The organism is Serratia sp. Je.1.23.a, from assembly GCF_051129805.1.
Classification (GTDB): Bacteria; Pseudomonadota; Gammaproteobacteria; order Enterobacterales; family Enterobacteriaceae; genus Serratia; species Serratia liquefaciens.
Window position 1 is genome coordinate 114,351 of sequence record NZ_JBCPSR010000007.1, and the last position, 22,737, is coordinate 137,087.

20 protein-coding genes and 1 tRNA gene are annotated in these 22,737 nt (G+C 55.9%); 8 read left to right on the forward strand and 13 right to left on the reverse strand.

Annotated features, from left to right (window positions below; translation table 11 throughout):
* Positions 1-177 precede the first annotated feature (177 nt).
* Positions 178-1,170 carry an acyltransferase gene (locus AAZT04_RS21135; RefSeq protein WP_427691538.1) on the forward strand — a complete coding sequence of 331 codons (993 nt, stop codon included), beginning with the start codon at positions 178-180 and terminating at the stop codon, positions 1,168-1,170.
* Here the strand turns inward: AAZT04_RS21135 and AAZT04_RS21140 are convergent.
* The 7 genes from AAZT04_RS21140 to AAZT04_RS21170 all read right to left on the reverse strand — a co-directional run bounded on the left by AAZT04_RS21140 (position 1,165) and on the right by AAZT04_RS21170 (position 9,740).
* A complete protein-coding gene (locus AAZT04_RS21140; RefSeq protein WP_020824688.1) occupies positions 1,165-2,088 on the reverse strand; it encodes a GlxA family transcriptional regulator in 924 nt (307 codons plus the stop codon). The genes AAZT04_RS21135 and AAZT04_RS21140 overlap by 6 nt on opposite strands.
* A 2-nt stretch (positions 2,089-2,090) precedes the next feature.
* Positions 2,091-2,642 (reverse strand): cysteine hydrolase family protein, encoded by a 552-nt coding sequence (locus tag AAZT04_RS21145; protein ID WP_129982596.1) that lies wholly within the window; start codon positions 2,640-2,642, stop codon positions 2,091-2,093.
* A 99-nt stretch (positions 2,643-2,741) separates the two neighbouring features.
* Positions 2,742-4,136, reverse strand: a complete 1,395-nt coding sequence (locus AAZT04_RS21150) for an amidohydrolase family protein (protein WP_434681620.1) — start codon at positions 4,134-4,136, stop codon at positions 2,742-2,744.
* Positions 4,137-4,281: 145 nt separating this feature from the next.
* Positions 4,282-5,733: a xylulokinase gene (gene xylB, locus AAZT04_RS21155; RefSeq protein ID WP_046374804.1), complete on the reverse strand. Its 1,452-nt coding sequence runs from the start codon at positions 5,731-5,733 to the stop codon at positions 4,282-4,284.
* A 42-nt stretch (positions 5,734-5,775) separates the two neighbouring features.
* Positions 5,776-7,092, reverse strand: coding sequence for a xylose isomerase (gene xylA / locus AAZT04_RS21160; protein WP_046374803.1), 1,317 nt, complete (start codon positions 7,090-7,092; stop codon positions 5,776-5,778).
* 11 nt (positions 7,093-7,103) lie between these two features.
* Positions 7,104-8,555, reverse strand: coding sequence for a Na+/H+ antiporter NhaC (nhaC, locus tag AAZT04_RS21165; RefSeq protein ID WP_116691489.1), 1,452 nt, complete (start codon positions 8,553-8,555; stop codon positions 7,104-7,106).
* Positions 8,556-8,561: 6 nt separating this feature from the next.
* On the reverse strand, positions 8,562-9,740 hold the full coding sequence (locus AAZT04_RS21170) for a MalY/PatB family protein (RefSeq protein ID WP_261136447.1): 1,179 nt from the start codon (positions 9,738-9,740) through the stop codon (positions 8,562-8,564).
* 204 nt (positions 9,741-9,944) lie between these two features.
* Here AAZT04_RS21170 and xylR point away from each other — a divergent pair, with 204 nt between their 5' ends.
* Positions 9,945-11,123, forward strand: coding sequence for a D-xylose utilization transcriptional activator XylR (gene xylR / locus AAZT04_RS21175; RefSeq protein WP_261157631.1), 1,179 nt, complete (start codon positions 9,945-9,947; stop codon positions 11,121-11,123).
* A 34-nt stretch (positions 11,124-11,157) separates the two neighbouring features.
* Here the strand turns inward: xylR and AAZT04_RS21180 are convergent, their stop codons facing one another.
* Positions 11,158-12,012, reverse strand: coding sequence for a LysR family transcriptional regulator (locus AAZT04_RS21180; RefSeq protein ID WP_434681623.1), 855 nt, complete (start codon positions 12,010-12,012; stop codon positions 11,158-11,160).
* Between the two features lie 126 nt (positions 12,013-12,138).
* On the opposite strand from AAZT04_RS21180, the gene AAZT04_RS21185 reads away from it, so the two are divergent.
* From AAZT04_RS21185 to AAZT04_RS21205, 5 genes are all read left to right on the forward strand, one after another.
* Positions 12,139-13,338, forward strand: a complete 1,200-nt coding sequence (locus tag AAZT04_RS21185) for a cyanate transporter (RefSeq protein WP_434681625.1) — start codon at positions 12,139-12,141, stop codon at positions 13,336-13,338.
* A gap of 76 nt (positions 13,339-13,414) precedes the next feature.
* Positions 13,415-14,761 (forward strand): esterase-like activity of phytase family protein, encoded by a 1,347-nt coding sequence (locus AAZT04_RS21190; RefSeq protein WP_048759407.1) that lies wholly within the window; start codon positions 13,415-13,417, stop codon positions 14,759-14,761.
* A gap of 102 nt (positions 14,762-14,863) precedes the next feature.
* A tRNA-Sec gene (locus AAZT04_RS21195) sits at positions 14,864-14,958 on the forward strand.
* A gap of 31 nt (positions 14,959-14,989) precedes the next feature.
* Positions 14,990-15,745, forward strand: coding sequence for a nucleotidyltransferase domain-containing protein (locus AAZT04_RS21200; protein ID WP_434681628.1), 756 nt, complete (start codon positions 14,990-14,992; stop codon positions 15,743-15,745).
* Positions 15,746-16,625: 880 nt separating this feature from the next.
* Complete coding sequence (locus AAZT04_RS21205; RefSeq protein WP_434681630.1) at positions 16,626-17,363, forward strand: helix-turn-helix transcriptional regulator; 738 nt, start codon at positions 16,626-16,628, stop codon at positions 17,361-17,363.
* Between the two features lie 63 nt (positions 17,364-17,426).
* On the opposite strand, the gene AAZT04_RS21210 is transcribed toward AAZT04_RS21205, so the two are convergent.
* Positions 17,427-18,011: a histidine phosphatase family protein gene (locus AAZT04_RS21210; protein WP_115057932.1), complete on the reverse strand. Its 585-nt coding sequence runs from the start codon at positions 18,009-18,011 to the stop codon at positions 17,427-17,429.
* Between the two features lie 144 nt (positions 18,012-18,155).
* Between AAZT04_RS21210 and AAZT04_RS21215 the strand changes: the two genes are divergently transcribed.
* A complete protein-coding gene (locus tag AAZT04_RS21215) occupies positions 18,156-18,392 on the forward strand; it encodes a DUF4282 domain-containing protein (protein ID WP_046374782.1) in 237 nt (78 codons plus the stop codon).
* Positions 18,393-18,428: 36 nt separating this feature from the next.
* Here AAZT04_RS21215 and AAZT04_RS21220 read toward each other — a convergent pair whose 3' ends face one another.
* The 4 genes from AAZT04_RS21220 to AAZT04_RS21235 form a co-directional block, all read right to left on the reverse strand.
* A complete protein-coding gene (locus AAZT04_RS21220) occupies positions 18,429-18,851 on the reverse strand; it encodes an HIT family protein (RefSeq protein ID WP_048759415.1) in 423 nt (140 codons plus the stop codon).
* Positions 18,852-18,955: 104 nt separating this feature from the next.
* A complete protein-coding gene (locus AAZT04_RS21225; RefSeq protein ID WP_260629435.1) occupies positions 18,956-19,993 on the reverse strand; it encodes a LacI family DNA-binding transcriptional regulator in 1,038 nt (345 codons plus the stop codon).
* A 68-nt stretch (positions 19,994-20,061) separates the two neighbouring features.
* Complete coding sequence (locus AAZT04_RS21230) at positions 20,062-20,823, reverse strand: SDR family NAD(P)-dependent oxidoreductase (RefSeq protein WP_020824707.1); 762 nt, start codon at positions 20,821-20,823, stop codon at positions 20,062-20,064.
* Between the two features lie 24 nt (positions 20,824-20,847).
* On the reverse strand, positions 20,848-22,719 hold the full coding sequence (locus tag AAZT04_RS21235) for a TRAP transporter large permease (RefSeq protein ID WP_434681634.1): 1,872 nt from the start codon (positions 22,717-22,719) through the stop codon (positions 20,848-20,850).
* Between the last annotated feature and the right edge of the window lie 18 nt (positions 22,720-22,737).

Consider the following 22,737-nt stretch of genomic DNA (forward strand, 5'->3'; position numbering starts at 1 on the left):
GGCGGGAAGCGCAATCTGAGCGAGTTGTGGCGGCTATTTTGCCGCCAATTGTTCACCTTAGCAACGATAAGGTGTTGTTTCAGCACATTCTGATATTCGCCGTCAGGGTTGCCACCCACACTTTCGCTCTATAACCTTATTTTAACAAATCAAGATGACAATATTGCGGGCGATCTTTTGAGCAATAAAATTGGCTGGATAGATAACTTGCGCGCAGTGGCGTGCATGATGGTGGTGATGATCCACGCCACCACCTACTACGTCATCAGCGGGGTGGCGGTGGGCGAACATAACTGGGACATCGCTAACGTACTGAACTCACTGTCGCGCGTTTCGGTACCCCTGTTTTTCATGATTTCCGGCTACCTGTTTTTCGGCGAGAAAAGCGCCGGCAAAAAGCATTTCATCCGCATTGGTTGCTGTATTGCGTTTTACAGCGCGGTCGCGCTGATTTATATCGCGGCGTTTACCAAAATCGGTTTCTGGCCGTCGCTGCGCGGCATATTGTTAAAGCCGGTGTTCTACCATCTGTGGTTCTTCTATGCGATCGCGGTGATTTATCTGCTGTCGCCGCTGATCAACGTCAAGCCGGTATCACGCCGCTATCTGGCCGGCGTGCTGGTGATCCTGGCGGTGGTTGCCAATCCCAATACCAGCTCAATGACCCTGGGTAACGTTCATCTGCTGCCGGTCAATCTGTATATCTATGGGGACACCTTTTACTACCTGCTGTACGCGTTGGCCGGCCGGGCGATTGGCATGATGGACACCCAGGGGCGAGGTATCAGTTGGCTGGCGATATTGGGGTTTGTGGCTAGCGTGGCGTTGATCGTTCAGGGCACCAAAAGCCAGATGTTCATCAACGGTAACTTTGCCGATACTTATTACATCTACTGTGGGCCGCTGGTGTTTATCGCGGCGGTATCCCTGGTGGTATGGTTTAAAAATTGTCTGCCCGAGCCTATTAGCTGGTTGGGCATTTTTTCCCGACATTCGCTGGCAATCTACGGTTTTCACGCCATTATCGTCAATTTTATGCGCAGCCGTCACCTGACGCTGACCGCCCATCCGTTACTGGATATCTTCTGGGTATTTGGCGTGGCGTTGGCGCTCAGCCTGCTGTTGTCGATGGGGCTGCAGAAAATAGACTCTCGGCGGCTGGTGTCATAACGCGGTCGAGCCGCGCTGCTGGGCACGCCGCAGTTGACGACCGGAGGAAAACCCCGCCGCCAGCGCCGCTTTTTCCAGCCCATAACCCTGTTGCAGCCGCTGCTGCGCCACTGCCAGCCGCAGCTGTTCATGGTATTCACGCACGCTGATGCCGACATGGCTACGGAACAGCCTGGCCAAATGGCGGCTGCTGACATGGGCCTTTTCCGCCACCTGCGGCACCGACCATTCGGCCTCGGGTTCGGCGGCCATCACGTCTTGCGCACGGTGCACCGCCGGGTGCAGATGGTTGCGGTAACGCAGCCAGGGAGAGAGCTGCGGATCATCGCCGGAACGGCGAAAATACACCACCATTTCGCGGGCAATCTCCATTGCCCGTATTGCACCGCATTGGCGGTTAATCAAATGCAGCGCCAGATCGATACCGGCGGTAATGCCGGCGCTGGTGTACAGGTTGCGGTCTTCAACAAAGATACGGTTCTCTTTCACCTGCGCGGCCGGGGCCTGCTGACGCATGCGTTCGATCACATCATGGTGGGTGGTGCACTGATAGCCGTCGAGTAGCCCGGCCTGCGCCGCCAGCAGGGCGCCGGAGCAGATACAGACCAGCGTGATGCGCTGCTGCCGCAAATCGGGTTGCAGCGCCGCCAGCCAGTGGCGGGCCTGTTCGGCCGCCTGATGGTCGAAATCGCTGCGTGAATCGCGTGCGCCGGGTACCACCACAATAGCGCCGTCTTCCAGTCGGGCGGGCAGCGGCTGCAGCTGGCTCAACGTCATGCCAATCGAGCAGGTGATCTGCGGCAGTGGGCTGATGTAGCGCAGGCTGAATGCCCCAGCCAAACGCAGGGTTTCGGCCGGGCCGCTGACGTCCAGCGACAGCGCGTTGGGCAACATCAAAAAATAGACGGCCTGCGGCATGATTACTCCTGTGAGAGTTGCGCCAGTACTTCATCCACGCTGGCGAGCTGGGCGAAGCGGTCGACCAGCACCGTCTCAGTATGCCGCTTGAGTTGTTCGGTGGTAAAGACTTCTCCATTGGGATGCTGCATCGGGAAAGTCATCGTGGCCTCGGTGACGAAAGTCACCCGATAACCGAGATCGGACGCCACCCGGGTGGTGGTTTCGCAGCACTGTTCGGTGCGGATGCCGGAGATAATCAAGTGATCGATATCCCGTTGGCGCAGCCAGGCGTCCAGACCGGATTCGGTCAGTGCATTGTGCACCTGTTTATGAACGGTGACGTCTGCCTGATGGTTGAGGAACGGCAGTGGTTTTACCCAGCCGGATGCCAGCGAAAACGGCCCCTCCGGTGATACGTGGAAAACATCAACCAGGGCTATGCCCTGCCGGCGACAGCCTTCGATCAGCCGTGTCAGTGCCTGCTGGAAAGCGGGCAGATCTTCTTCCTGCCAGAATGGACGATGCTGGAATGATTGTTGAACATCGATGATCAATAACGCGCTCTGTGACATTTTCGGCCCTCCGCCAATGGGTATTACGCCATACTGCGCCGTTACCTTGTCTGGCAGAAGGCCAAAAACGGCCATCATGGTGGCATCAACGGACCAGCATCAGGCTTTGCCGACCTGGCCAGCGACCAGCTGCCCCTGATGGAAAGTGGCCGTGCGCGCCGGCAGGCGGGCCACCGCCTCGGCGGAGCAACTGGCGTTGACCAGTACAAACTCTGCGTTGTCCCCGGCCTGCGGCCAGACGCGTTGGCCCTTGTCGTTCAGCGGCAGCACGCCACCGGTCGAGATTGCCATAGCACGGGAGAGGTGGAATTCGTCGGAGCCGCGGTAAAGTTGGGCGTAAAGGTTGGCTTTTTCCAGAATGTCACCGCTGCCGAACGGTGACCAATGGTCGATCACGCTGTCGGTTCCGGTCATCACAAATACCCCTTTTTCACTGAGCTGCGGCAGCGGCATCATCAGCCCGCCAATCGGCACCGTAGAGGCGATGGTGATTTGCTGCGCCGCCAGCTGGCTAGCGGTTTCCTCCAGCTCATTCGGGTTCAGCACGGTTAGGGCAAACGCATGGCTGATGGTGACTTTACCGCGCAGCGCCGGGTTCTTTTCTACGGTGGCGATCATGTAGTTGATTGCCGCTACGCCGGCGGGGCTGGTTTCATGCAGGTGGATATCGACGCCTTTGCCGGTGTCGAGTGCAATCTGGAACATCGCATCCAGCGACTTCTCCATGGCGCCGTCAACGTTGGTCGGATCCAGTCCGCCGACGTATTGCACCCCCATCTGCATGGCCTCGCGCATCAAGCCGTCGACTTTGGAATGCAGCAGGCCATGCTGCGGGAAGGCGACGATTTCACAGCTGAAGTCCGCCCGGTGGTTTTCCAGCGCACGCTGCAGGTGTTCCAGGCTTTTCAGCCCGCTGACCGGATCGATATTGCAGTGGCTGCGTGCCACGGTGCTGCCTTTCGATTGCAGCAAGGCGATCAGGTTTTCCGCACGCTGCTGCGAGGTGGGCAACAGCTTGGGGATCAAGGTCTGTTCGAGCGCGATCATGTCCATGATGGTTTTGCCCTGACGTGGGCGTGGTGCCTGCCATGGGCCGCTGTAGAAGGTTTTATCCAGATGGATATGCATGTCGCGAAATGCCGGCAACAGCAGTTGGCCCTGCGCCTGATAGCGCGCTACCCCGGCGGGAGGCGTTGCTTCTTTCGGGTGAACGGCGGCAATTTTTCCGTCTTTGATTTCAAGTTGATACAGCGCGGTGCGGGTGCCGATCACCGTCTCGCCATCGTACTCAAAACCGTCTTCCAGTCGAACGTCGCTCAGCCAGTAGTGGCTGTCGGTCAGGGTCATAGGTGTGCTCTCTGGTATACATGCGCTGCTCGCTGGCGCGGCGGCTTGCGCCACGCCCCCCGTCAGGCCAATGACTGCACAGGCGGTGGTGAGCTTGCCGGTTTGGCTTAGGAAAGCTCTGCGGCTTTGTTGTTGGTTTTTTTCCACGTTCAATTCCTTAATCCAGAGGTGAGGTGCGTCAAAAGACAGCCACCAATTTAGGAGAGGAGCGCGTGGGTTGGCAGTGACATTTGCCACTGGCGACTATTCGATTTGGCAATAATAAGGGGGCGCTGTTTGGCCCCCTTTGATTTTACATCAACGGTAACAGACGGGAATAGAGCTCGCGGAAGGTGCTGCGCAGCGCGGTGTACTGCTGGTGGCGCTCGGCATCCGGTGTATGTACCTGTTCCAGCGGCAATTCAGGCAACAATTCAGCCAGTGGGCGCTGCGGGTTCAGGGCAATCTGAGCCAAGCGAGCCGCCCCCAGCGCCGGGCCAACATCGCCGCCGGTGCGGTATTCCAGCCGCTGGCCGCTGATATCCGCCAGCATTTGTCGCCAGAAGGGGCTGCGCGCGCCGCCGCCAATCAGGGTGATACTGGACGGCTGCAGACCGCTGGCGTGCAGTACGTCCATGCCATCAGCCAGGGCGAAACCAACCCCTTCCAGCACGGCGCGCGCCAGGTCGGTTGGCCCATGTTGGTGAGTCAGGCCCCAGAATGCGCCTTTGGCGTTAGGATTGTTGTGCGGCGTACGCTCGCCGGACAGATAGGGCAGGAACCACAGCGGCGCTGCCGCCGGCGGCGCCTGTTCGACATTGCGCAGTAGGGTAGCGACGTCCTCGACGTTGGTAAGTTTGCACACCCAGTCCAGGCAGGATGCGGCGCTGAGCGTGACCGACATCAGGTGCCAGGTGTCGGGCAACGCATGGCAGAAACTGTGTACCGCGCTGGCCGGGTTACTGAGAAAACCGTCGCTGACGGCAAAATAAACGCCGGAGGTGCCGAGTGACAACATCGCCTGCCCCGGCTGATACAGGCCTACGCCGATCGCCCCGGCGGCATTATCACCGCCGCCGGCCACCACCGGCACTGGCGACATGCCCCAACGTTTGGCCAGTTCAATATGGGTCTGGCCGGTGATCTGATTGCCTTCGAACAGCTGTGGCATCTGGCGGCGAGTCAGGCTGCATGCCGCCAGCATCTCCTCGCTCCAGTCGCGCCGCGCCACGTTCAGCCAGCCGGTTCCTGCGGCGTCCGACATGTCGCTGGCGAATTCGCCGGTGAGGCACCAGCGCAGGTAATCCTTGGGCAGCAGGACTTTATCTATACGTTTGAACAGCTCGGGCTCATGCTGGCGTACCCACAGCAGTTTAGGGGCGGTAAAGCCCGGCATCATCAGGTTGCCAGTGATTTGCCGCGACTGCGGCACCGCCTGTTCCAGCGCCAGACACTGTGCGGCGCTTCTGCCGTCGTTCCACAAAATCGCCGGGCGCAGCACCTGCTGACGTGCATCCAACAGCGTGGCACCGTGCATCTGACCGCTGAGCCCAATGGCTTTTACCTGCTGCAGGCTGTGTTGCTTGCCCAGCGCCAGCATCGCGCGGTCGGTGGCGTGCCACCAGTCCTGCGGGGCCTGCTCTGACCATAGGGGATGAGGACGGGAAATGGGCAGCGATTCACCGTGGCTGGCGAGCAATTGGCCCTGCTCGCTGAGCAAAATAACTTTTACGCCGGAAGTGCCGAGATCGATGCCGATATACATGGTTGAGGATCCTTAAAGGCGCGGCGTGTGCCGCGCGATCGGTTAGCCGAACAGATAGCGGTTCATCAGGTTTTCGAGCTGTTCCTGACGGCCGCTGACGTGCTGCGGCGCCAGTGCATGGCCTTCAGCGTACTGCGCCAAGGCTTCGAGCGACAGTTTGCCCTGCAAAATTTGCTGGCCCAATTCACCATTCCAGCCGGCATAGCGTTTTGCTACCTGCTGATGCAACTGGCCGTCAGTCACCATTTTTGCCGCGACCTTCAGTGCCAGTGCCATAGTATCCATGGCGCCAATATGACCATAGAACAGATCGTACTTGTCGGTACTTTGACGGCGGACTTTGGCATCGAAGTTCAACCCACCGGTGGTGAATCCCCCGGCGTTGAGAATTTCGAACATCACCAGCGCGTTCTCTTCTACGCTGATCGGGAATTGGTCGGTATCCCAGCCCAGCTGTGGGTCACCCCGGTTGGCATCGACAGAGCCGAAAATGCCCAGCGCAATGGCGGTGGCGATTTCATGGTGGAACGAATGGCCTGCCAGCGTGGCGTGGTTGGCTTCGATATTCACCTTGATCTCTTTTTCCAGGCCGAACTGCTTAAGGAAACCATAGACGGTGGCGACGTCGTAGTCGTACTGATGTTTGGTCGGTTCCTGCGGTTTGGGCTCAATCAGCAGGGTGCCCTGGAAACCGGTTTTGTGTTTATGCTCCACCACCATCTGCATAAAGCGGCCAATTTGCTCACGTTCCTGGCGCAAATCGGTATTGAGCAAGGTCTCATAGCCTTCACGCCCGCCCCACAGCACGTAGTTTTCACCGCCCAGGCGCTGGGTGGCGTTCATGGCGGTGAATACCTGGGTGGCTGCCCAACTGAAGATTTCCGGATCCGGGTTGGTGGCGGCCCCGGCGCCATAACGCGGATGGGTAAAACAGTTGGCGGTGCCCCACAGCAGTTTCACGCCGCTGCTGTGCTGCTTTTCTTCCAGCACGTCGGTCATTACCGCAAAGTTGTGCAGATACTCTTTCAGCGAGGCACCTTCCGGTGAGACGTCTACGTCATGGAAGCAGTAGTAAGGTACGTTCAGCTTGTGGAAGAACTCGAACGCCACGTCGGCTTTGCGTTTGGCCAGCGCCAGCGCGTCGCCCGGCTGCTGCCAGGGACGATCGAAGGCACCGACGCCGAACATGTCCGCGCCGTTCCAGCAGAAGGTATGCCAATAACAGGCGGCGAAACGCAGATGTTCCGCCATGCGCTTGCCAAGCACCAGTTCATCCGGATTGTAGTGATGAAAGGCCAGGGGGTTATTGCTGGCTGGGCCTTCGTAGCGCACTTGCTCAAGCTGATCAAAATATGACATTCGGGGCTTCCTTATTTGAGGTTATCGGCGGTTTGGGCCAGCAACTGCTGCTGTTCTTCTTTTTTCAGCCGGGCGATACCGAATCCGGTAAATCCCCACAGCGTGGCAAAAAATATCCCGCTCCAGCACAGCACTGCCCACGGCAGATAGCTGAGTGTGGCGACACCGAGCGTGCCTGCCATGTATGCGCCTGCGGCGGTCCAGGGCAGAATAGGTTCAAAGATTGTTGCGGAGTCTTCCACCGTGCGGCTCAGATTCTTCGGGTGCAGACCGCGCTCGATATAGGCATTACGCAGCATCTCAATAGGGATCAGAATGGATATTTGCCCGTTGCAGGTGACGCTGATCATGGTCAGGCCACAGGCCAGTGTTGCCAGGATCATGGTGCCAGTGGAGTGCACCAATTTAAGCAGTGCGTGGACAATCACTTCCAGTGCACCACTCAGTGCCAGCGTGCCTGCAAAAGAAAGGGCACAAAAGCAGATCAGCAGCGTGCTCATCATGGAATTCATGCCACCACGGTTCAGCAGATTACTCAGTACAGGGTTGATATCTTGATTACCCACCATCGACACGTTAAAGCCGTCGACTGCGCTTTTGACGACATCATGAAAGGCAAATCCTTGAATAAATGAGGCATTGGCCATGGCTACCAGCGCTGAAACCAGCATGATAGGGATAGTCGGTTTTTTGGTGATTGAGCCATAGAGCACAATGGCTACGGGTAACAACAACAACAGATTAAAATGGTAGATCCCGGCCAGGCCAGAGGTAATCAACAAGACCTTGTCTGGAATGGCGGCGCCTGCGAGATCGCCTGACATGCCATAAAAGAACATCACAGCGGCGGAAAGAATGAGTGATGGCAGGGTGGTGTACAGCAGATGGCCAATATGTTCGTACAAATCGACCTGTGCCGCCATGGCCGCGAGGTTAGTATCGCCAGACAGCGGTGAGAGTTTATCGCCAAAGTATGCGCCTGCAACCACGGCTCCTGCAGTAGCGGCCAGGTTTGCATCCATACCTATGGCGACGCCCATAAACGCGACGCCCACGGTACCTGCTGAACCCCAGGAAGTGCCAGTGCAAACGGACACAACTGAAGTGACCAGCAGTGCGGTGACGTACAGCATCGCCGGGTTGATCAGTTTTAGGCCGTAATAAATCATCAGCGGAATCGTGCCACCCGCCATCCACGTACCAATCAGCAAACCTACGCTGATGAGAATCAGCAAGGCGGGCATTGTTTTGGCTATTTTTTGCGAGATAGATACGAGAATATCGTTGTAGCTGTGACCGAGGCGTTTAACCAATAGTGCAGCAATCACAGTAGACAGTACCATCAGAGGTTCTGGCGGTAGGTCAAAAGCGGCGTAGCCAATACCCAACAACAGCACCATGGTAACGATCGGCAGCAGGGATTCAGTCAGCGTCGGTGCGCGTGGTTTTATTATATTATTCATGGGGTACTACTCCTGGTGTGCGTAGGGGGAAGTACTGATGATTCGTTCTAATGCTTCAGCCAGCGTATCTCGTGGCGTGGCAATATTGATTCTGAAAAAGCCTATTCCCGACTCGCCAAACCCCGAGCCCCAGCTCATTTCGACGCCGGCAAGGTTAAGGAACCAGTGCTTTAGTTGATCTTCGCTGAGGTGACTTGCTTGGTAATTCACCCAGAGCATGTATGTTCCCGTGCTGCGGGTAACCACCCAGTCAGGAAAATGTTTACTTAGCATGTTGATTACCCATGCGCGGTTATCGGCAAGGTAGTTTTTTAAGGCGAATAGCCAGTCATCACAGTCGCGGTAAACGCTTAAAAAGGCTGGGACGGCGTAGTATCCGGGGTTGTGAATCCCCGCAGCTTCGAGACAATGTATAAATTTTTGACGGTGTTGTTTATTGGCAATAATAATGTTGGCAACTTCAAGACCAGCCATGTTAAATGTTTTTGCCGGAGAGGTGCAGATAAAAGAATTTTGCTCAACGTAGGAGCTAACGGATGAAATTACCTGGTGCTGGTGATGACTAAAAATGAAATCAGAATGAACATCATCTGAAATAATAAAGACGTGATATTTCTCGGCCAACTGTGCGATTTTTATTAATGATTCTTTTTCCCAAACGGTGCCCGTTGGATTATGGGGTGATAATAAAATAAAACAGCGCGCATGTTTAAATTTATTCTCAAGGTCATCGAAGTCGATGGTATAGCACCCATGATGATAGCGCAGCTCGCTTTCCAACAGTTTACGCTGATTAAGTACGACACTGTGGCTGATGGGATGATATGCCGGCGCCAGGCTGACGATGCTATCTCCCGGCGCAGTAAAATTCTGGATGTACAGAGATACGGCCTGTATGACTCGCGGGCAAAAGACCACGTGCTCAGCATTGATATGCCAGTGGCAATGACGTTGCATCCATTGCGTGACGGTTTCTCCCCAATTTTCGCTCAGTAATGTATAGCCATAAATCCCTTTGTTTGTGAATTCATTAAGTAAACTGATTGTTTTATTCGGTAGTGGAATATCCATGTCGGCAACGGAAAGGGGAATTAATGGCATGGGTAATGCATCGCTTGTGCTTTCCCACTTGGCGCTATGAGTTCCTTTGCGTGATATTTTATTATTAAAGTTATAGTTATCCATCACACGACCTCACCTTGACGTTTGTCATTATTGTGGTGCTACGATAGCGCTAATGCATCAGGGTGTTTATTCCGGGTTTTACTTTTGCTGTTATGAAAAATGACTTACGTGATATTGCTCACAAGTAAAGCAAAGGATTAACGTCGAAATGGCCATTCGTGTTGTATATGGACGCAAAGAGCTCAAACGTGGAGTGGGGTAGATATGTTCGATAAGCGCTATCGGATTACGCTGCTATTCAACGCTAACAAAGTGTACGACCGTCAGGTGGTAGAAGGTGTGGGCGAGTATTTGCAGGCGTCGCAGTGTGACTGGGATATTTTTATTGAAGAGGATTTTCGCTGCCGTATCGACAATATTAAAGACTGGCTGGGTGATGGCGTCATTGCTGATTTTGACGATGTAGAGATTGAGCGACTACTGCAAAATGTCACTGTGCCTATCGTCGGCGTGGGGGGTTCTTACCATCGCGATGATGAATACCCACCGGTGCACTACATTGCTACCGACAACCACTCCTTGGTCGCGGCGGCCTTCACTCACTTGAAAGAAAAGGGCATTAATCGTTTTGCTTTCTACGGATTGCCAAGCGAAGGTGGAAAACAATGGGCGAAGGAGCGTGAATACGCCTTCAAGGCGTTGGTGGCTGCCGAAAAATATCAAGGAGTTATCTATCAGGGAATGGCCACGTCGCCAGACAATTGGCAATACGCACAAAACCGGTTGGCGGACTGGGTACAGACGCTGCCGCAGCAGACCGGCATCATCGCCGTGACTGATGCCCGGGCACGCCATCTGCTGCAGGTTTGCGAACATCTGGATATCGCTGTGCCAGAAAAACTGTGCGTGATTGGTATCGATAATGAGGAACTTACGCGTTATCTTTCGCGGGTGGCATTGTCTTCGGTCGCACAGGGTACCCGCCAGATGGGCTATCGTGCCGCGAAATTGCTGCATCAACTGCTCAATGGGCAGGTACTGCCATTACAGCGCATTTTGGTTCCCCCAATAAAAGTCATTGAACGGCGTTCTACAGACTTTCGCTCTTTGCGCGATCCCGCAGTGATTCATGCTATGCATTATATACGCCACCATGCTTGCCAAGGTATTAAGGTAGAGCAAGTATTGGATGCTGTGGGTATATCGCGTTCTAACCTGGAAAAACGTTTCAAGGATGAACTGAACCAGACAATTCACCATGTAATCCACGAAGAGAAGCTCGATCGTTCCCGTAATTTACTCACGGCGACGTCGCTACCTATTGCTGAAATTTCGCAGATGTGCGGCTACCCCTCACTGCAGTATTTTTACTCGGTATTCAAGAAGGGTTACGACATGACGCCGAAAGATTACCGTGAGCGTTACGGTGAGGTCGGGTATTAGGCCGGGTGCATTCGCGATGGCCACACAGCTGTCTTTACACCAACCCGCAAAACGCCTTCAGCTGTTCGGCCAGTGCCGGGGTGGCGGCGGGGGCACCGTCGCGGTAATACAGCGCCAGTTCGATGCTGTCGATCGGCGGTAACCCTTCGGCGATGCCGAGCACCCGGTGGCTGGGCAAGCGACAGCTAGCTGGCAACAGCGTGACGCCTAACCCGGCGGCGGATGCGGCGGTGAGAGCCGCCAGACTGGCACTGCTGTAGCCGATGCGCCAGCGCTTGCCAAGGTTATCCAACGCCTGGCACAGGTCATCGCGGTACAGGCCATTGAGCGGGAACACCGCCAGCGGTACCGGGGATTGTTCGATGGCCGGAAAGGCCAGGCTATCCAGCCACAGTAGCGGCTCCGGCCTGGCGGCGCGCGGAGGTTGACTACGACGCTGTTTCACCAGGATCAGGTCCAGTTCTTCACGGGCATAGGCGCTGTGCAGATCGGCGCTCAGGCCGCTGGTGACGTCCAGCCGCAGGTGCGGGTGCGCCCGGCTGAATTCCGCCAGCAGTTCCGTAGTCGGTGCCGCGAAATCCTCCGGCATCCCCAACCGCAGTACGCCGTCGCGCCAGATACCGGTCAGGGCGTCATGTGCCTCTTCATTCAGCGCGATGATCCGCCGCGCATAGCTCAACAGTTTGACGCCTTCCTCGGTCAGTAATACCTGATGAGAGGAGCGCTCAAATAGCGGTTTACCGAGCATCTCCTCCAACCGACGCACCTGCTGGCTGACGGTGGACTGCGATAAAAATACCCGGTCCGCGGCGCGGGTGAAGCTACCGCTGTCGCACACGGCGACAAAGCTGAGCAATAACTGCGGATTGAACATCGGGTAGCGATTCATTTTCCCACTGCTGGCTATTTTATTATTTAATTTCCCAATACTAGCGGCGTTGCCTAGAGTAATGCAACGCTGCGGCGTACAGGTTGTGACGTCGCACTCTTCACCCCGGAAGTTCAGGAGTAGACCGTGTTAAATCATTTTATTGCTCCCCCTTTCTTACGCCGCTGGTTCAATCCCCTGCTGTGGGCACTGGTGCTGATTGGCTTGAATATGCGGCCGTTGCTGACGTCTATTGGCCCGCTGTTGCCGACGCTGCGCCAGGCTACCGGGCTGAGTTTTGGCGGCGCGGCCCTGCTGACCACCTTGCCGGTGTTGATGATGGGGCTGATGGCGTTGGCTGGCGGTGCCATCAACCGTTTGTTCAGTGAACGCACCAGCGTTGTCCTGAGTTTGCTGGCCATTGGCCTGGGTGCTGCCTGGCGCGAGCTGGCCCCGGGCAGCACGCAGTTGATGCTGAGTGCAGTGCTGGGCGGGCTGGGAATTGGCGTTATCCAGGCGGTGATGCCCGGTATTATCAAGCATCATTTTCTCAAGCAGATGGCGTTGGTGGCCGGGCTGTGGTCGGCGGCGCTGATGGGCGGCGGTGGGCTGGGGGCGGCGATTACTCCTTGGCTGATGAGTGTTGGCCATGACTGGCATAGCGCGCTGGCCTGGTGGGCAGCGCCGGCGCTGGTGGCGTTGATCGCCTGGTGGCCCGTCAGCCGAGGTTTGGCACGCCTGACGCCATCCGGTACTGCTCGCGGACCGAGCTTATGGTGCAGCCGTCGCGCCTGGTTGCTCGGTGCCTATTTCGGTTTGATTAATGGCGGCTACACCAGCCTGATCGCCTGGCTCCCCCCTTATTACATGCAGCTCGGCTGGCAGCCGCAGGCCAGCGGATCGCTATTGGCGCTGATGACCTTCGGCCAGGTCGTGGGGGCGCTGCTGTTGCCCGCCTTGGCGCGCGCTACGGACCGCCGTCCGCTGTTGTTGCTGGCGCTGATCATGCAGTTGGCAGGTTTCATCGGCCTTATCTACCTGCCGCAAACGCTGCCTTGGCTGTGGGTACTGCTATCCGGCCTGGGGCTGGGCGGTGCATTCCCGCTGTGCCTGGTGCTGGCGCTCGACCATATTCCGCACCCGGCGGCGGCGGGGCGACTGGTGGCATTTATGCAGGGTATCGGCTTCCTGCTGGCGGGTACGACGCCGTACATTTCCGGCCTGTTGCGTGATTACAGCGGTGGCTTTGTGCTCGATTGGCAAATTCACGCACTGCTGGTGGTGGTGCTTATCGCCATCACCTGGTGCTTCCATCCGCACAGCTACCGGCGAGCGTTCGCCGAATAATATTTCTGTCATTGCGGCTCCCTATAGTGACGTTGCTTTTACTTCTGGGCGATAACAACAAAAAGGGAACCATGACATGCACATCACCAAAACTCGTCTGGCGCTGTTGGCTGGCTGTATGGCGCTGAGCGGTAACCTGTGGGCTGACGCCCAACCGGTGTCTGCGACGCTGGCCGGGCATGCGATACTGGCGGTAAAATCCAGTGTTGCGGCGCCACAGGATGCTCCCACCGATTTGCAACAAAGCGGTAAGTACACCAGCGGCAAACGCGTGACGGAACTGGGCAGCGTGGCGGGAAAATCCGCCGATCGCATGACCGGTATCGGCCTGCCGATCGCGGGCCAACCCCTTCAGGGCCATTCCGGTATCAAGCACATGCCTGACGGCACCTACTGGGTGTTGACCGACAACGGCTTCGGCAGCAAAGCCAACTCACCGGATGCGATGCTGTACCTCAATCACTACAAAATCGACTTTGACAACGGCACGGTGACGCCGCTGAAAACGGTATTCCTGCACGATCCTGACCTGAAAGTGCCGTTCCATATCGTCAATGAGAGCACCGACCAGCGTTACCTGACCGGTAGCGACTTCGACCCGGAAAGCTTCCAGTTTGCCGACAATGCCCTGTGGATCGGCGATGAATTCGGCCCTTACCTGATCAAGGCCGATCTGGACGGTAAGGTGTTGGCGGTGTTCGACACCAAGGTGGACGGCAAGGTAGTCAAATCGCCGGATAACCCGACGCTGACTCTGCCGGGTGCTCCGGATGGCAAACAGAACTTCCAGGTGGCGCGTTCCAAGGGTTTTGAGGGCATGGCGGCATCGCCGGACGGCAGCAAGCTGTACCCGTTGCTTGAGGGCGCGCTGTGGGATGGCGAAAAGTTTGAAAACCGCGATGGAAAACGTTACCTGCGGGTGCTGGAATTTGACGTGAAACAGCAGGCCTGGACTGGCCGCAGCTGGCAGTACGTGCTGGAAGACAACCAGAACGCCATCGGCGATTTCAATATGATCGACGCTACCCATGGCCTGGTGATTGAGCGTGATAATGGTGAAGGTACGCCGGACAAAGCTTGCGCGGCGGGTGCGCCAACCGACAACTGCTTCAGCCAGGTGGCGAAGTTCAAGCGGGTATATAAAATCGCTTTTTCTGATGCCAACGTCGGCAAACCGGTCGATAAACTGGCTTATATCGACCTGTTGAACATTCAGGACCCGAACAAGTTGGCGCGCAAACCGCTGAACAACGGTGTGCTGACCTTCCCGTTCTTCACCATTGAAAACGTCGACGTGGTGGACGGCAGTCATATTATTGTCGGTAACGACAATAACTTCCCGTTCTCCTCCAGCCGCCAGCCGAATGTGGCGGATGACAATGAATTTATCCTGCTGGACGTCAAAGATCTGTTGAAGCCGTAATTCTGCCGGCCTCCGGCATTGTTGCCGGGGGCCGCCGCTATTTCCCTCTTAGCGCTAAGGATAAACTGCGCTATAATCAGGCTCTTGCTTCTGACTCCCGAAGGAAGATCCTCGTCCCCGGTGGGGCGGCCGGACTTCAAATCCGGTTGGGGCCGCCAGCGGTCCTGGGCAGGTTCGACTCCTGTGATCTTCCGCCACTCTCCAGCGTAAACCCCTTCGGAGCAGCCAATGACCTTCTGCCGCGATGGCTTTATCCCCACGGTAACCGACTTCTCATTGCAGGATGCGTTCACGCCTGTGCTGACAGCGTTGGTCGCAGGCTTGCCGAGCCATTTCCCCGACTTGATCCACTGTATTTATCTCTATGGCAGTGTGGCACGCGGACAAGCGACACCGGGGGAGTCCGATTTGGATATCACCTTGTTGCTGAGTCGGCGGGCTTCTGACGCTGAATTGGCGCTTATTGAGCAATGGCGTGAGGATTTCCAGCAATATCAGACGATAGTCAGCAAGGTGGATTTTGATATTGGCACCCTCGATGAAGCGCTAAATCCCGCCAATCGCTATAGCTGGGGCTATTGGTTGAAACACCATTGCCGCTGTCTTTGGGGAAATGACGTTAGCAACGCATTGCCACTGTTCCGGCCAGATCGTCGCATTGCGCGGGCGGTAAATGCCGATCTGCGCACCGTGCTGGAAGATTATGGTGTGAAAATCTCGGGCGGGTCTCGGGTTGCTGAGCTGCAACGACTCAAACGCGAAGCGGCCAGAAAGCTGATCAGAGCAACTAATATGCTGCGTGATCCTGATAGCCTGTTTTGGCCGATAGCGCTTGATGATTATGCCGAGCAATTATTAGCGCGGCATCCTGATAAGGCTACAGAAATAGATTATCTGCTGGCACATGCTATCAATAATGCTAATGATGCTGAGTTTACCGAGCGAATGATGGACTTTCTTTGTTGGCTTGAACGTCAGCAATAAAGCCGCCCCGAAGCGGCGGCTTATAACTTAAGGCTTAGGCGTACTGGGTTAACTTCCAGGTAGCCGCCTTATTATTGTAGGGCGGCATGGTATTACCTTTCGCGATGGGGGCGGTGGTTGATGGTGTGCCCACTACCTTCCAAACGCCGCTTTCCGGGCATTTTTGCCCTGTTGAAGCAGTAGTACCAAGGGGGGATCTGGTCATCATGATCTTTCCTTAATCAGTGCGGCGCTACCCTAGCACCGCTAATAAAGATATTTACAGGTTCCTGTAGATATTCAATCCCATAAGTGAAATACAAGACATTAGTTTGATATTAGTGAATGCGGGAGTTGATTTTTTAAATTTAAAGATATTTAGCCATTGTTTGTTTCGATATATAAATAATTTATATCATTTCCATTGCACTATTTTATTTATATATATGTTGATGAGTAATCTTAATTGATTATTATTAAATGGTTGGGGTGTTTATAAAATAGTCCAATATATAATAAATTAAAATAGCGCAGTGGACTCGGCTCAAAGACGTTATCTCTGGCGAACACCATTCTTTGCACTGACGCTGATCGTCTAGTCAAACAGGGGCTGGTCAACAGCGTCAGCGCAGATGAATTTAAAAGGATAAATTAGCAGTGTTAAAGTAAGGATCCCGGTCAGCAGTGATTTTTCGTATACCCTGTCTGACCGGAAATTTTTCCCTGGTGTTGGCTGTGTTGGCTACCTGACCGTACAGGTCAGGTTTTTTTTCCAGTGCCTAACGAGACTCATTATATGTTGCGGTTCCAAATCCGTAAGTTGTACTTAAGTCCCATCTATACCTAGACTTAAGTTCAGGTTCGATCACCAAAGGGAAAGTCTGACCGCCACGGAGCCTGTATGTTTTCTGCCTTCAATGAAAATCGAACAATAACGGAAACGCTTCGGGATCATATCGATAGGAAGTTGTTACCATTCGGTAGCCCGGAATATGCCTACCTCGCTCTCAGAAAGAACAATCCATCAGATTCACTTATTATTTCAAGCTATCCGGGTGAGTGGCTGGATCTCTATCGAACCAATAATTTCCAACTCACTGACCCGGTAGTATTGATTGCGTCTAAACGCACTTCACCCTTTGTATGGGACGAGAATATTACTCTGATGACAGATAAGATATTTTCTCTCTCTAAACGGTACAATATTTTTAATGGATTGACCTTTGTGTTGCATGACCATCTGAACAATCTGGCGCTATTATCTGTCGTTATAGGCAGTCGCGTACAAGGGGAATTGGAAAAACGTATCTCATCCGATCTCGGGACTATGCAGATGTTACTGATCGATATTAATGAGCAGATGTATCGTCTAGCCGGATCGGCAATTCCCGGCATGCAGAAAAATAATATGAACACACAGAAGTCTATTTTCACCCCACGAGAAAAGGAAGTGCTGTATTGGGCGAGTATGGGTAAAACCTATGGGGAAATTGCTGCTATTTCAGGTATTTCCGTGAGCACGGTGAAATTTTATATGGGTAATACAGTGGTTAAATTGGGCGTCAGTAACGCTCGCCAAGCCATCCGGCGGGGCGTTGAGCTGGAACTTATTACGCCGGTGGCGACATCGGGCAGATAAAACGAAAGGTCAGGCGGTGAAACCTTCAGCCTTCTTGCAGGGCTGCCAGAAGGCAGTATGGTATTACCCCGCGAAAGGGCAGCTCTCCGCCAACTGAGTCAACCCCTCACGTTCTTGCCGGAACGAAACCTTGCCCTGATCCAGCGTGACCACAAAAATGCTGTCGAAGTCGCTACCTGGCCATTCGGGCACCAAACTGGCGTCGCCGCCGCGCGCGGCAACGATGTTCTTCACTGCCTTATCGAGATTCTTGTGCTCCCAGGCGATGAAGATGCGCGAGTTTTGGTACTTATCGCTGAGCAGCTCCTGCTGCAGCCCGGCGATGTCATCGGCGTGGAATTGAATGCCGATCGGCAGTCCGACACGTACCGCGGTGGGCATAATGGTCGACAGTGCTCGCAGCGAACTGCCGGTCTTATTCTCTTTGGGCCCGGCGGCAAAGATAAAGTCAGGTTTGCCATAGCGGTCCAGTAGCACGTCCGGCAGTGCCAGCGCGCGATTGAGCCCTTTACAGGTTAACTGCCCGCTGTCGTTGGCGGGTTTTTCCCCGTGCCGCACGAAGATCAGCGTTTCCTGTGCCAGTACGCTTTGGCTGAGCAGCAGCGCCGCTAAACCGCCCAGGATTTTGTTGCCGATTTTGTTAAACATCCTCAACCCTTATGTAATGGCCTGCTGATTTCTGAGCGCTTTTCGTCACGTTACTCGCTATCATAACTGGCGTGACAACAAGGCATGCCGCACTGATGCGGTGCCTCCGGGATAATTAAATACTGGCCTAAGGAAGGATTTACAATGAAAAACATTTTCTTTTTTGATGCGATGCTGACGCCGAAAATCATCACCGGCGTGTACTGGCTGTGCCTGCTGGGCATCATTGTTGTCGGGATTGGGTTGATGTTCTACGGTGAGTTCTTCCGCGGCCTGTTTGCGATCATTATCGGCGGCGTGTTCACCCGCGTTTGTTTCGAAATGATCATCATTGCGTTTAAAAATAATGAGTACCTGCGAAAAATCGCCGAAAAGCCTTAATTAAATAGTAAACGCCGGGCCATGCCCGGCGTTTTGTTATTCCCCCAGCGTTATCGCCAGCCGTTCCCTCATTAATTCAATAAAATTCTCCGGCACGGTTCTCGCCGTTGGCGCGCGTAGCGCCTGGCTCCAGACCGGCTCCGGGAAATGTGAGTCGTCGAGGTAGCGCGGGATGATATGCCAATGCAAATGGGGCAGTGCGGTGCCCAGGCTGGCGATATTGATCTTCGCCGGCGTCAGCAATTGCCGTAGTTGCGCTTCAACCTGAGCGACCACGGTCATGATGCTGTTGCGTTGGTCGTCACGCAAATCGCTCAGTTCGGCGATATGCTCATGCCAGACCACCCGACACCAGCCGGGGAAAGGGCTGTCGGCAATGAAAATGGCCCGGCACAGCGGGTTTTGCCACAGCAGGATTTCATTGGTTGGATGGCAGTAAACGCAGGATTCATTGTTCATTTTTATTCTCCCGCTGCGGTTTTGGGCGCAGCGAAGCTCCCGCCGCGCTTTAGCGCAGCATGGATTCAGTATGAAAGAGAGCGGAGCCGTAGCCCCGCAGGAGGTTACGTGTTAATGACCGACTGTCGGCGCACCAGGCTAGGCGCGAATAAAAACTCCTCCACCGGCAATTCAGGGTTTTCCAGCCGACCAATCAGCCGATCGACGATTTTCACCGCCATCTCGCGCAGCGGCGGCGCCACTGAGCTAAGCGCCGGGTTAAACAGCTCGGACAGGAACATGTTATCGATGCCGACAACTGAAATATCCTCGGGCACCCGTACGCCGAGCCGCTGGAAGGAGGAAATCATGCCGATGGCCAACATGTCGTTCAGCGCTACAATGCCGTCCGGCCGGGGTTCACTCTGGCAAATTTGTTCGGCCAGCGTCTTGCCTAACTCGGCCATTTCAGCATCACCGTAGGCGAACTGCGCCTTGCCTTCGATCACCCAGGCCGGCAGCCCTGCGTTCTCCAGTGCCTGCCGGTAACCGGCAATTTTGTTGGCGCGGCTGCTGGTCATGCCGGAAGCGGTAGCGAAGGCGATACGGCGGCAGCCTTGGGCTATCAGATGCTGTGCCGCCATGCTGCCAGCGGCGCAATTATCCATCGACACGCTGTCAATCGGCAGCGCCGCCTCGCCAGGGACGGCCAGAGTGCGCTCGTCGTAGTTAATCATCACCAGGCCGCGTTTCAGGGCATCGCGAAAATGAGGGCGATCGTAAAACGTGGAGGCCACCACCACGCCGCGAATGCCTAACGCCAGCAGATCGTCGAGAAAACGGATCTCTTCTTCCTGTTGGCGATGGGTATCGCCCAGCAACACTTGATAACCATAGTTTTGCTTAGCCGCCAGCTCAATTTCGCGCACCAGCGCAGCGAAGCTGGGGTTGACGATGGACGGTACCAGCAGGCCCAGCATTTTGACCTGCCCGGTTTTAAGCTGCTGCGCGGCGCGGTTTGGCTGGTATTGCAGCGCCGCCATCGCCTGTTCAATACGGGCCAGCGTATCCTTGCGCATCTGATCGACTCGGCCGTTCAGCACGTTGGATACCGTACTGACCGACACCCCGGCATGACGTGCCACATCACGTATATTCGCCATCACATTCCCGTTTTGCATTAACCCATTACCCCGACTTTATCACGCGGCCGAAAGTGAGTCACAGACCCTTAGGGCGCGAGTTGACCGCCGTTGACGTCGATAATTTGCCCGGTGATATATCCGCTACAGTTATGCGAGGCCAGGAACAGGTAGGTGGGCGCCACCTCTTCGCTGCGGCCAAAGCGGCCCATCGGAATGGAAGCGCGCATTTTACCCAGCACTTCGTCGCTCTTGCCGTGATGGAAAGCGGTATCGATGCTGCCTGGCGACACGATATTGAAACGGATATTGTCCTGGGTGAACTCCTTCACCCAGTTGCGGTGGATATTGTGCAACCAGGCTTTGGCGCTGGCATACAGCCCGGCGCCGATCCCGCCGCCTTCGCGTGCCGCAATGGAGCCGGTGCTGATGACGCTGGCGGTCGTCCCATTCTCGCGAGCCGAAGCGCGCAGGTGAGGGATAGCGAATTTGGTCACCATCAGCGCCGAGCGGCAGTTCAAATCCATCACTCGATCAAAAAACTCGTCGTCTATCGCTTCCAGCCCGTTGCGACCGCCCAATCCACCGGCGTTGTTGATCAAAATATCGATGCCGCCAAAGCGGGCGACAAAGGCTTCCACCAATGCCTCGCAGCCGGCGGAGCGCGACAGATCGGCCGAGAAGAATGCGCATTCACCGGGGAAGGTGGCGATCTCTGCCGGTGGCTCACTGCGCAGGCCGTTAATGCCTACCTTGGCGCCGTGCCGGGCGAACAGGGCGGCGGTCGCCAGCCCGATACCGGCGGTGGAACCGGTGATCAATACGCGTTTGTCGGTTAAATCAGAGAACATGGTGTGACTCCTTGCTTGAGAAAATCAGTAGCCCAGCCGCGTCGGCAACCAGGTGGAGAGCGCCGGGAATAGCGCGATAACGATGATGCCGAACAGCACGATCAGCAGGTATTTGGCCATAGGTTTAATCACGTCCTGCATCGGGACGCCGCAGATGGCGCAGGTGGTGTACAACCCCAGGCCGATCGGCGGGGAAAACAGGCCGAAACCCATCGCCAGAATCATCACAATGGCGTAGTGCAACGGGTTGAAGCCGAGCTGGGTGGCGATGGGCACCAGGATCGGCGCAAAGATAATCAGCGCCGGAGCGCCCTCCAGCACTGCGCCGAAGATAATCAGGATGACAATCGACAGCAGCAGGAACAGCCACGGACCGTATTCTGCGCCGATGGCGACCAGCAGCTGTGCGCACTGCTGCGGGATCATTTCGATGGTCAGAGCGAAGGACAAACTGGTGGCGCAGGCGACGATAAACAGCAGCATGCCGGACAGCGCGGCGGTGTCGACAAACAGCTTCAGGGTAGCTTTCAGCGTCAGCTCACCAAAGGCCAACCGCCCGACCACGATGGCGTAGACCACCGCGAAGGCGGAGATCTCCGTGGAGGTGGCGATGCCGGCCACCACCCCCTTGCCGATCATCAAAATCATGACCAGACCGACGGCGGCGCCGATCAGCAGTTGGCGCGTCGGCATCCGTACCGTGTAGGCGTCATCGACGTTGATGCGTTTGCCGAATATCACGGCGGCAATCAGCAGCAATACCAGCAGGCACAGGGCGGGGATCAGCCCGGCGATAAACAGCGCGCCAATCGAAATGTTGGCGATAAAGCCCATTACGATCAGGTTTACACAGGGGGGAATGGTCTCCGCCATAATGGCTGAAGCGGCGAATACCCCGGCAGACTCTTCGGCAGGTTGGCGAGCCCGACGTACCGCCGGCATCAGCACGCCGCCGACCGTGGCGACGTCCGCCAGCTTGGAACCGGAAATGCCGGAGAAAAACGCCATCGACAAAATCGTCGTCATGTTCAGGCCGCCGCGATAGCGCCCCATGCCGCGCACGATCAGCTCAACCAGCCGTGACGACATGCCGTTGACTTCCATCACCGCGCCGGCCAATAGAAAGAACGGGATCGCCAGCAGCACGAAATGGTCGACGCCGGCGGTGACCTGTTGGGCAAAAAAGACGAACGGTAGCGACGGATCGCTGAGGAAAAACACCATCGCCGACATCCCGAGGGTAAAGGCGATCGGCACGCCGGAGATAATGCCAAGAATAAAGCAGGCCAGCATCAATGCGGCGGGCAGCGAGCTGAGCCCGGTGGCAGTATGCAAGCTAAGGTAGCCCGCGCCACCCAACAGCGCGACAACGGCGGCGCTGGTTAACACCACTTTCAGCGGCGCCTGGCAGGCGTGGTCGAGCGCGCTGACCAACATCACCGCGGCACCGATAAATACCGGCACCACGAAAATTGCCTGCGGCAGGCCGTGCTCGGTGGTCTGCGGCAGCGAAATGCCGACCAGGCTAAAGCTGGATACCGTCAGCCCCAATGCCACCAACACCAACACCCAGCGGCTGGCATGCACCACATACGGCCGGGTGGCTTCCGGTAGCCAGCGCAGAAACAGATCGACACCAATGTGTCTGCCGCGCCCGGTGGAGGTGGCGACGCCAAAGAACACCAGCGTCACCATCAGCGCACGCGCCACCTCTTCAGCCCATTCGATCGGGCTGTGCAGCGCGTAGCGCCAGACGACCGAAGCGAAAACCACCACCACGTTCACCAGCAGCGCCAGTGCGCCGCCCCAGGCGGTAAAGCGGGTCAGGCCGCGGCTTAACTGCGTCAGAATAGCCACTTTTTTCACGCTCATTTCAAGGGTTACAGGAAGGGTCATAGCAAATCCTCCGCCGGG

Bases quoted from the DNA above. Each gene is read 5' to 3' on its own strand.
- AAZT04_RS21140 (WP_020824688.1), bottom strand. From the start codon at position 2,088: ATGCCGCAGGCCGTCTATTTTTTGATGTTGCCCAACGCGCTGTCGCTG.
- AAZT04_RS21145 (WP_129982596.1), bottom strand. From the start codon at position 2,642: ATGTCACAGAGCGCGTTATTGATCATCGATGTTCAACAATCATTCCAG.
- xylB (WP_046374804.1), bottom strand. From the start codon at position 5,733: ATGTATATCGGCATCGATCTCGGCACTTCCGGCGTAAAAGTTATTTTG.
- xylA (WP_046374803.1), bottom strand. From the start codon at position 7,092: ATGTCATATTTTGATCAGCTTGAGCAAGTGCGCTACGAAGGCCCAGCC.
- nhaC (WP_116691489.1), bottom strand. From the start codon at position 8,555: ATGAATAATATAATAAAACCACGCGCACCGACGCTGACTGAATCCCTG.
- AAZT04_RS21170 (WP_261136447.1), bottom strand. From the start codon at position 9,740: ATGGATAACTATAACTTTAATAATAAAATATCACGCAAAGGAACTCAT.
- xylR (WP_261157631.1), top strand. From the start codon at position 9,945: ATGTTCGATAAGCGCTATCGGATTACGCTGCTATTCAACGCTAACAAA.
- AAZT04_RS21180 (WP_434681623.1), bottom strand. From the start codon at position 12,012: ATGAATCGCTACCCGATGTTCAATCCGCAGTTATTGCTCAGCTTTGTC.
- AAZT04_RS21190 (WP_048759407.1), top strand. From the start codon at position 13,415: ATGCACATCACCAAAACTCGTCTGGCGCTGTTGGCTGGCTGTATGGCG.
- AAZT04_RS21200 (WP_434681628.1), top strand. From the start codon at position 14,990: ATGACCTTCTGCCGCGATGGCTTTATCCCCACGGTAACCGACTTCTCA.
- AAZT04_RS21205 (WP_434681630.1), top strand. From the start codon at position 16,626: ATGTTTTCTGCCTTCAATGAAAATCGAACAATAACGGAAACGCTTCGG.
- AAZT04_RS21210 (WP_115057932.1), bottom strand. From the start codon at position 18,011: ATGTTTAACAAAATCGGCAACAAAATCCTGGGCGGTTTAGCGGCGCTG.
- AAZT04_RS21215 (WP_046374782.1), top strand. From the start codon at position 18,156: ATGAAAAACATTTTCTTTTTTGATGCGATGCTGACGCCGAAAATCATC.
- AAZT04_RS21220 (WP_048759415.1), bottom strand. From the start codon at position 18,851: ATGAACAATGAATCCTGCGTTTACTGCCATCCAACCAATGAAATCCTG.
- AAZT04_RS21225 (WP_260629435.1), bottom strand. From the start codon at position 19,993: ATGGCGAATATACGTGATGTGGCACGTCATGCCGGGGTGTCGGTCAGT.
- AAZT04_RS21230 (WP_020824707.1), bottom strand. From the start codon at position 20,823: ATGTTCTCTGATTTAACCGACAAACGCGTATTGATCACCGGTTCCACC.
- AAZT04_RS21235 (WP_434681634.1), bottom strand. From the start codon at position 22,719: ATGACCCTTCCTGTAACCCTTGAAATGAGCGTGAAAAAAGTGGCTATT.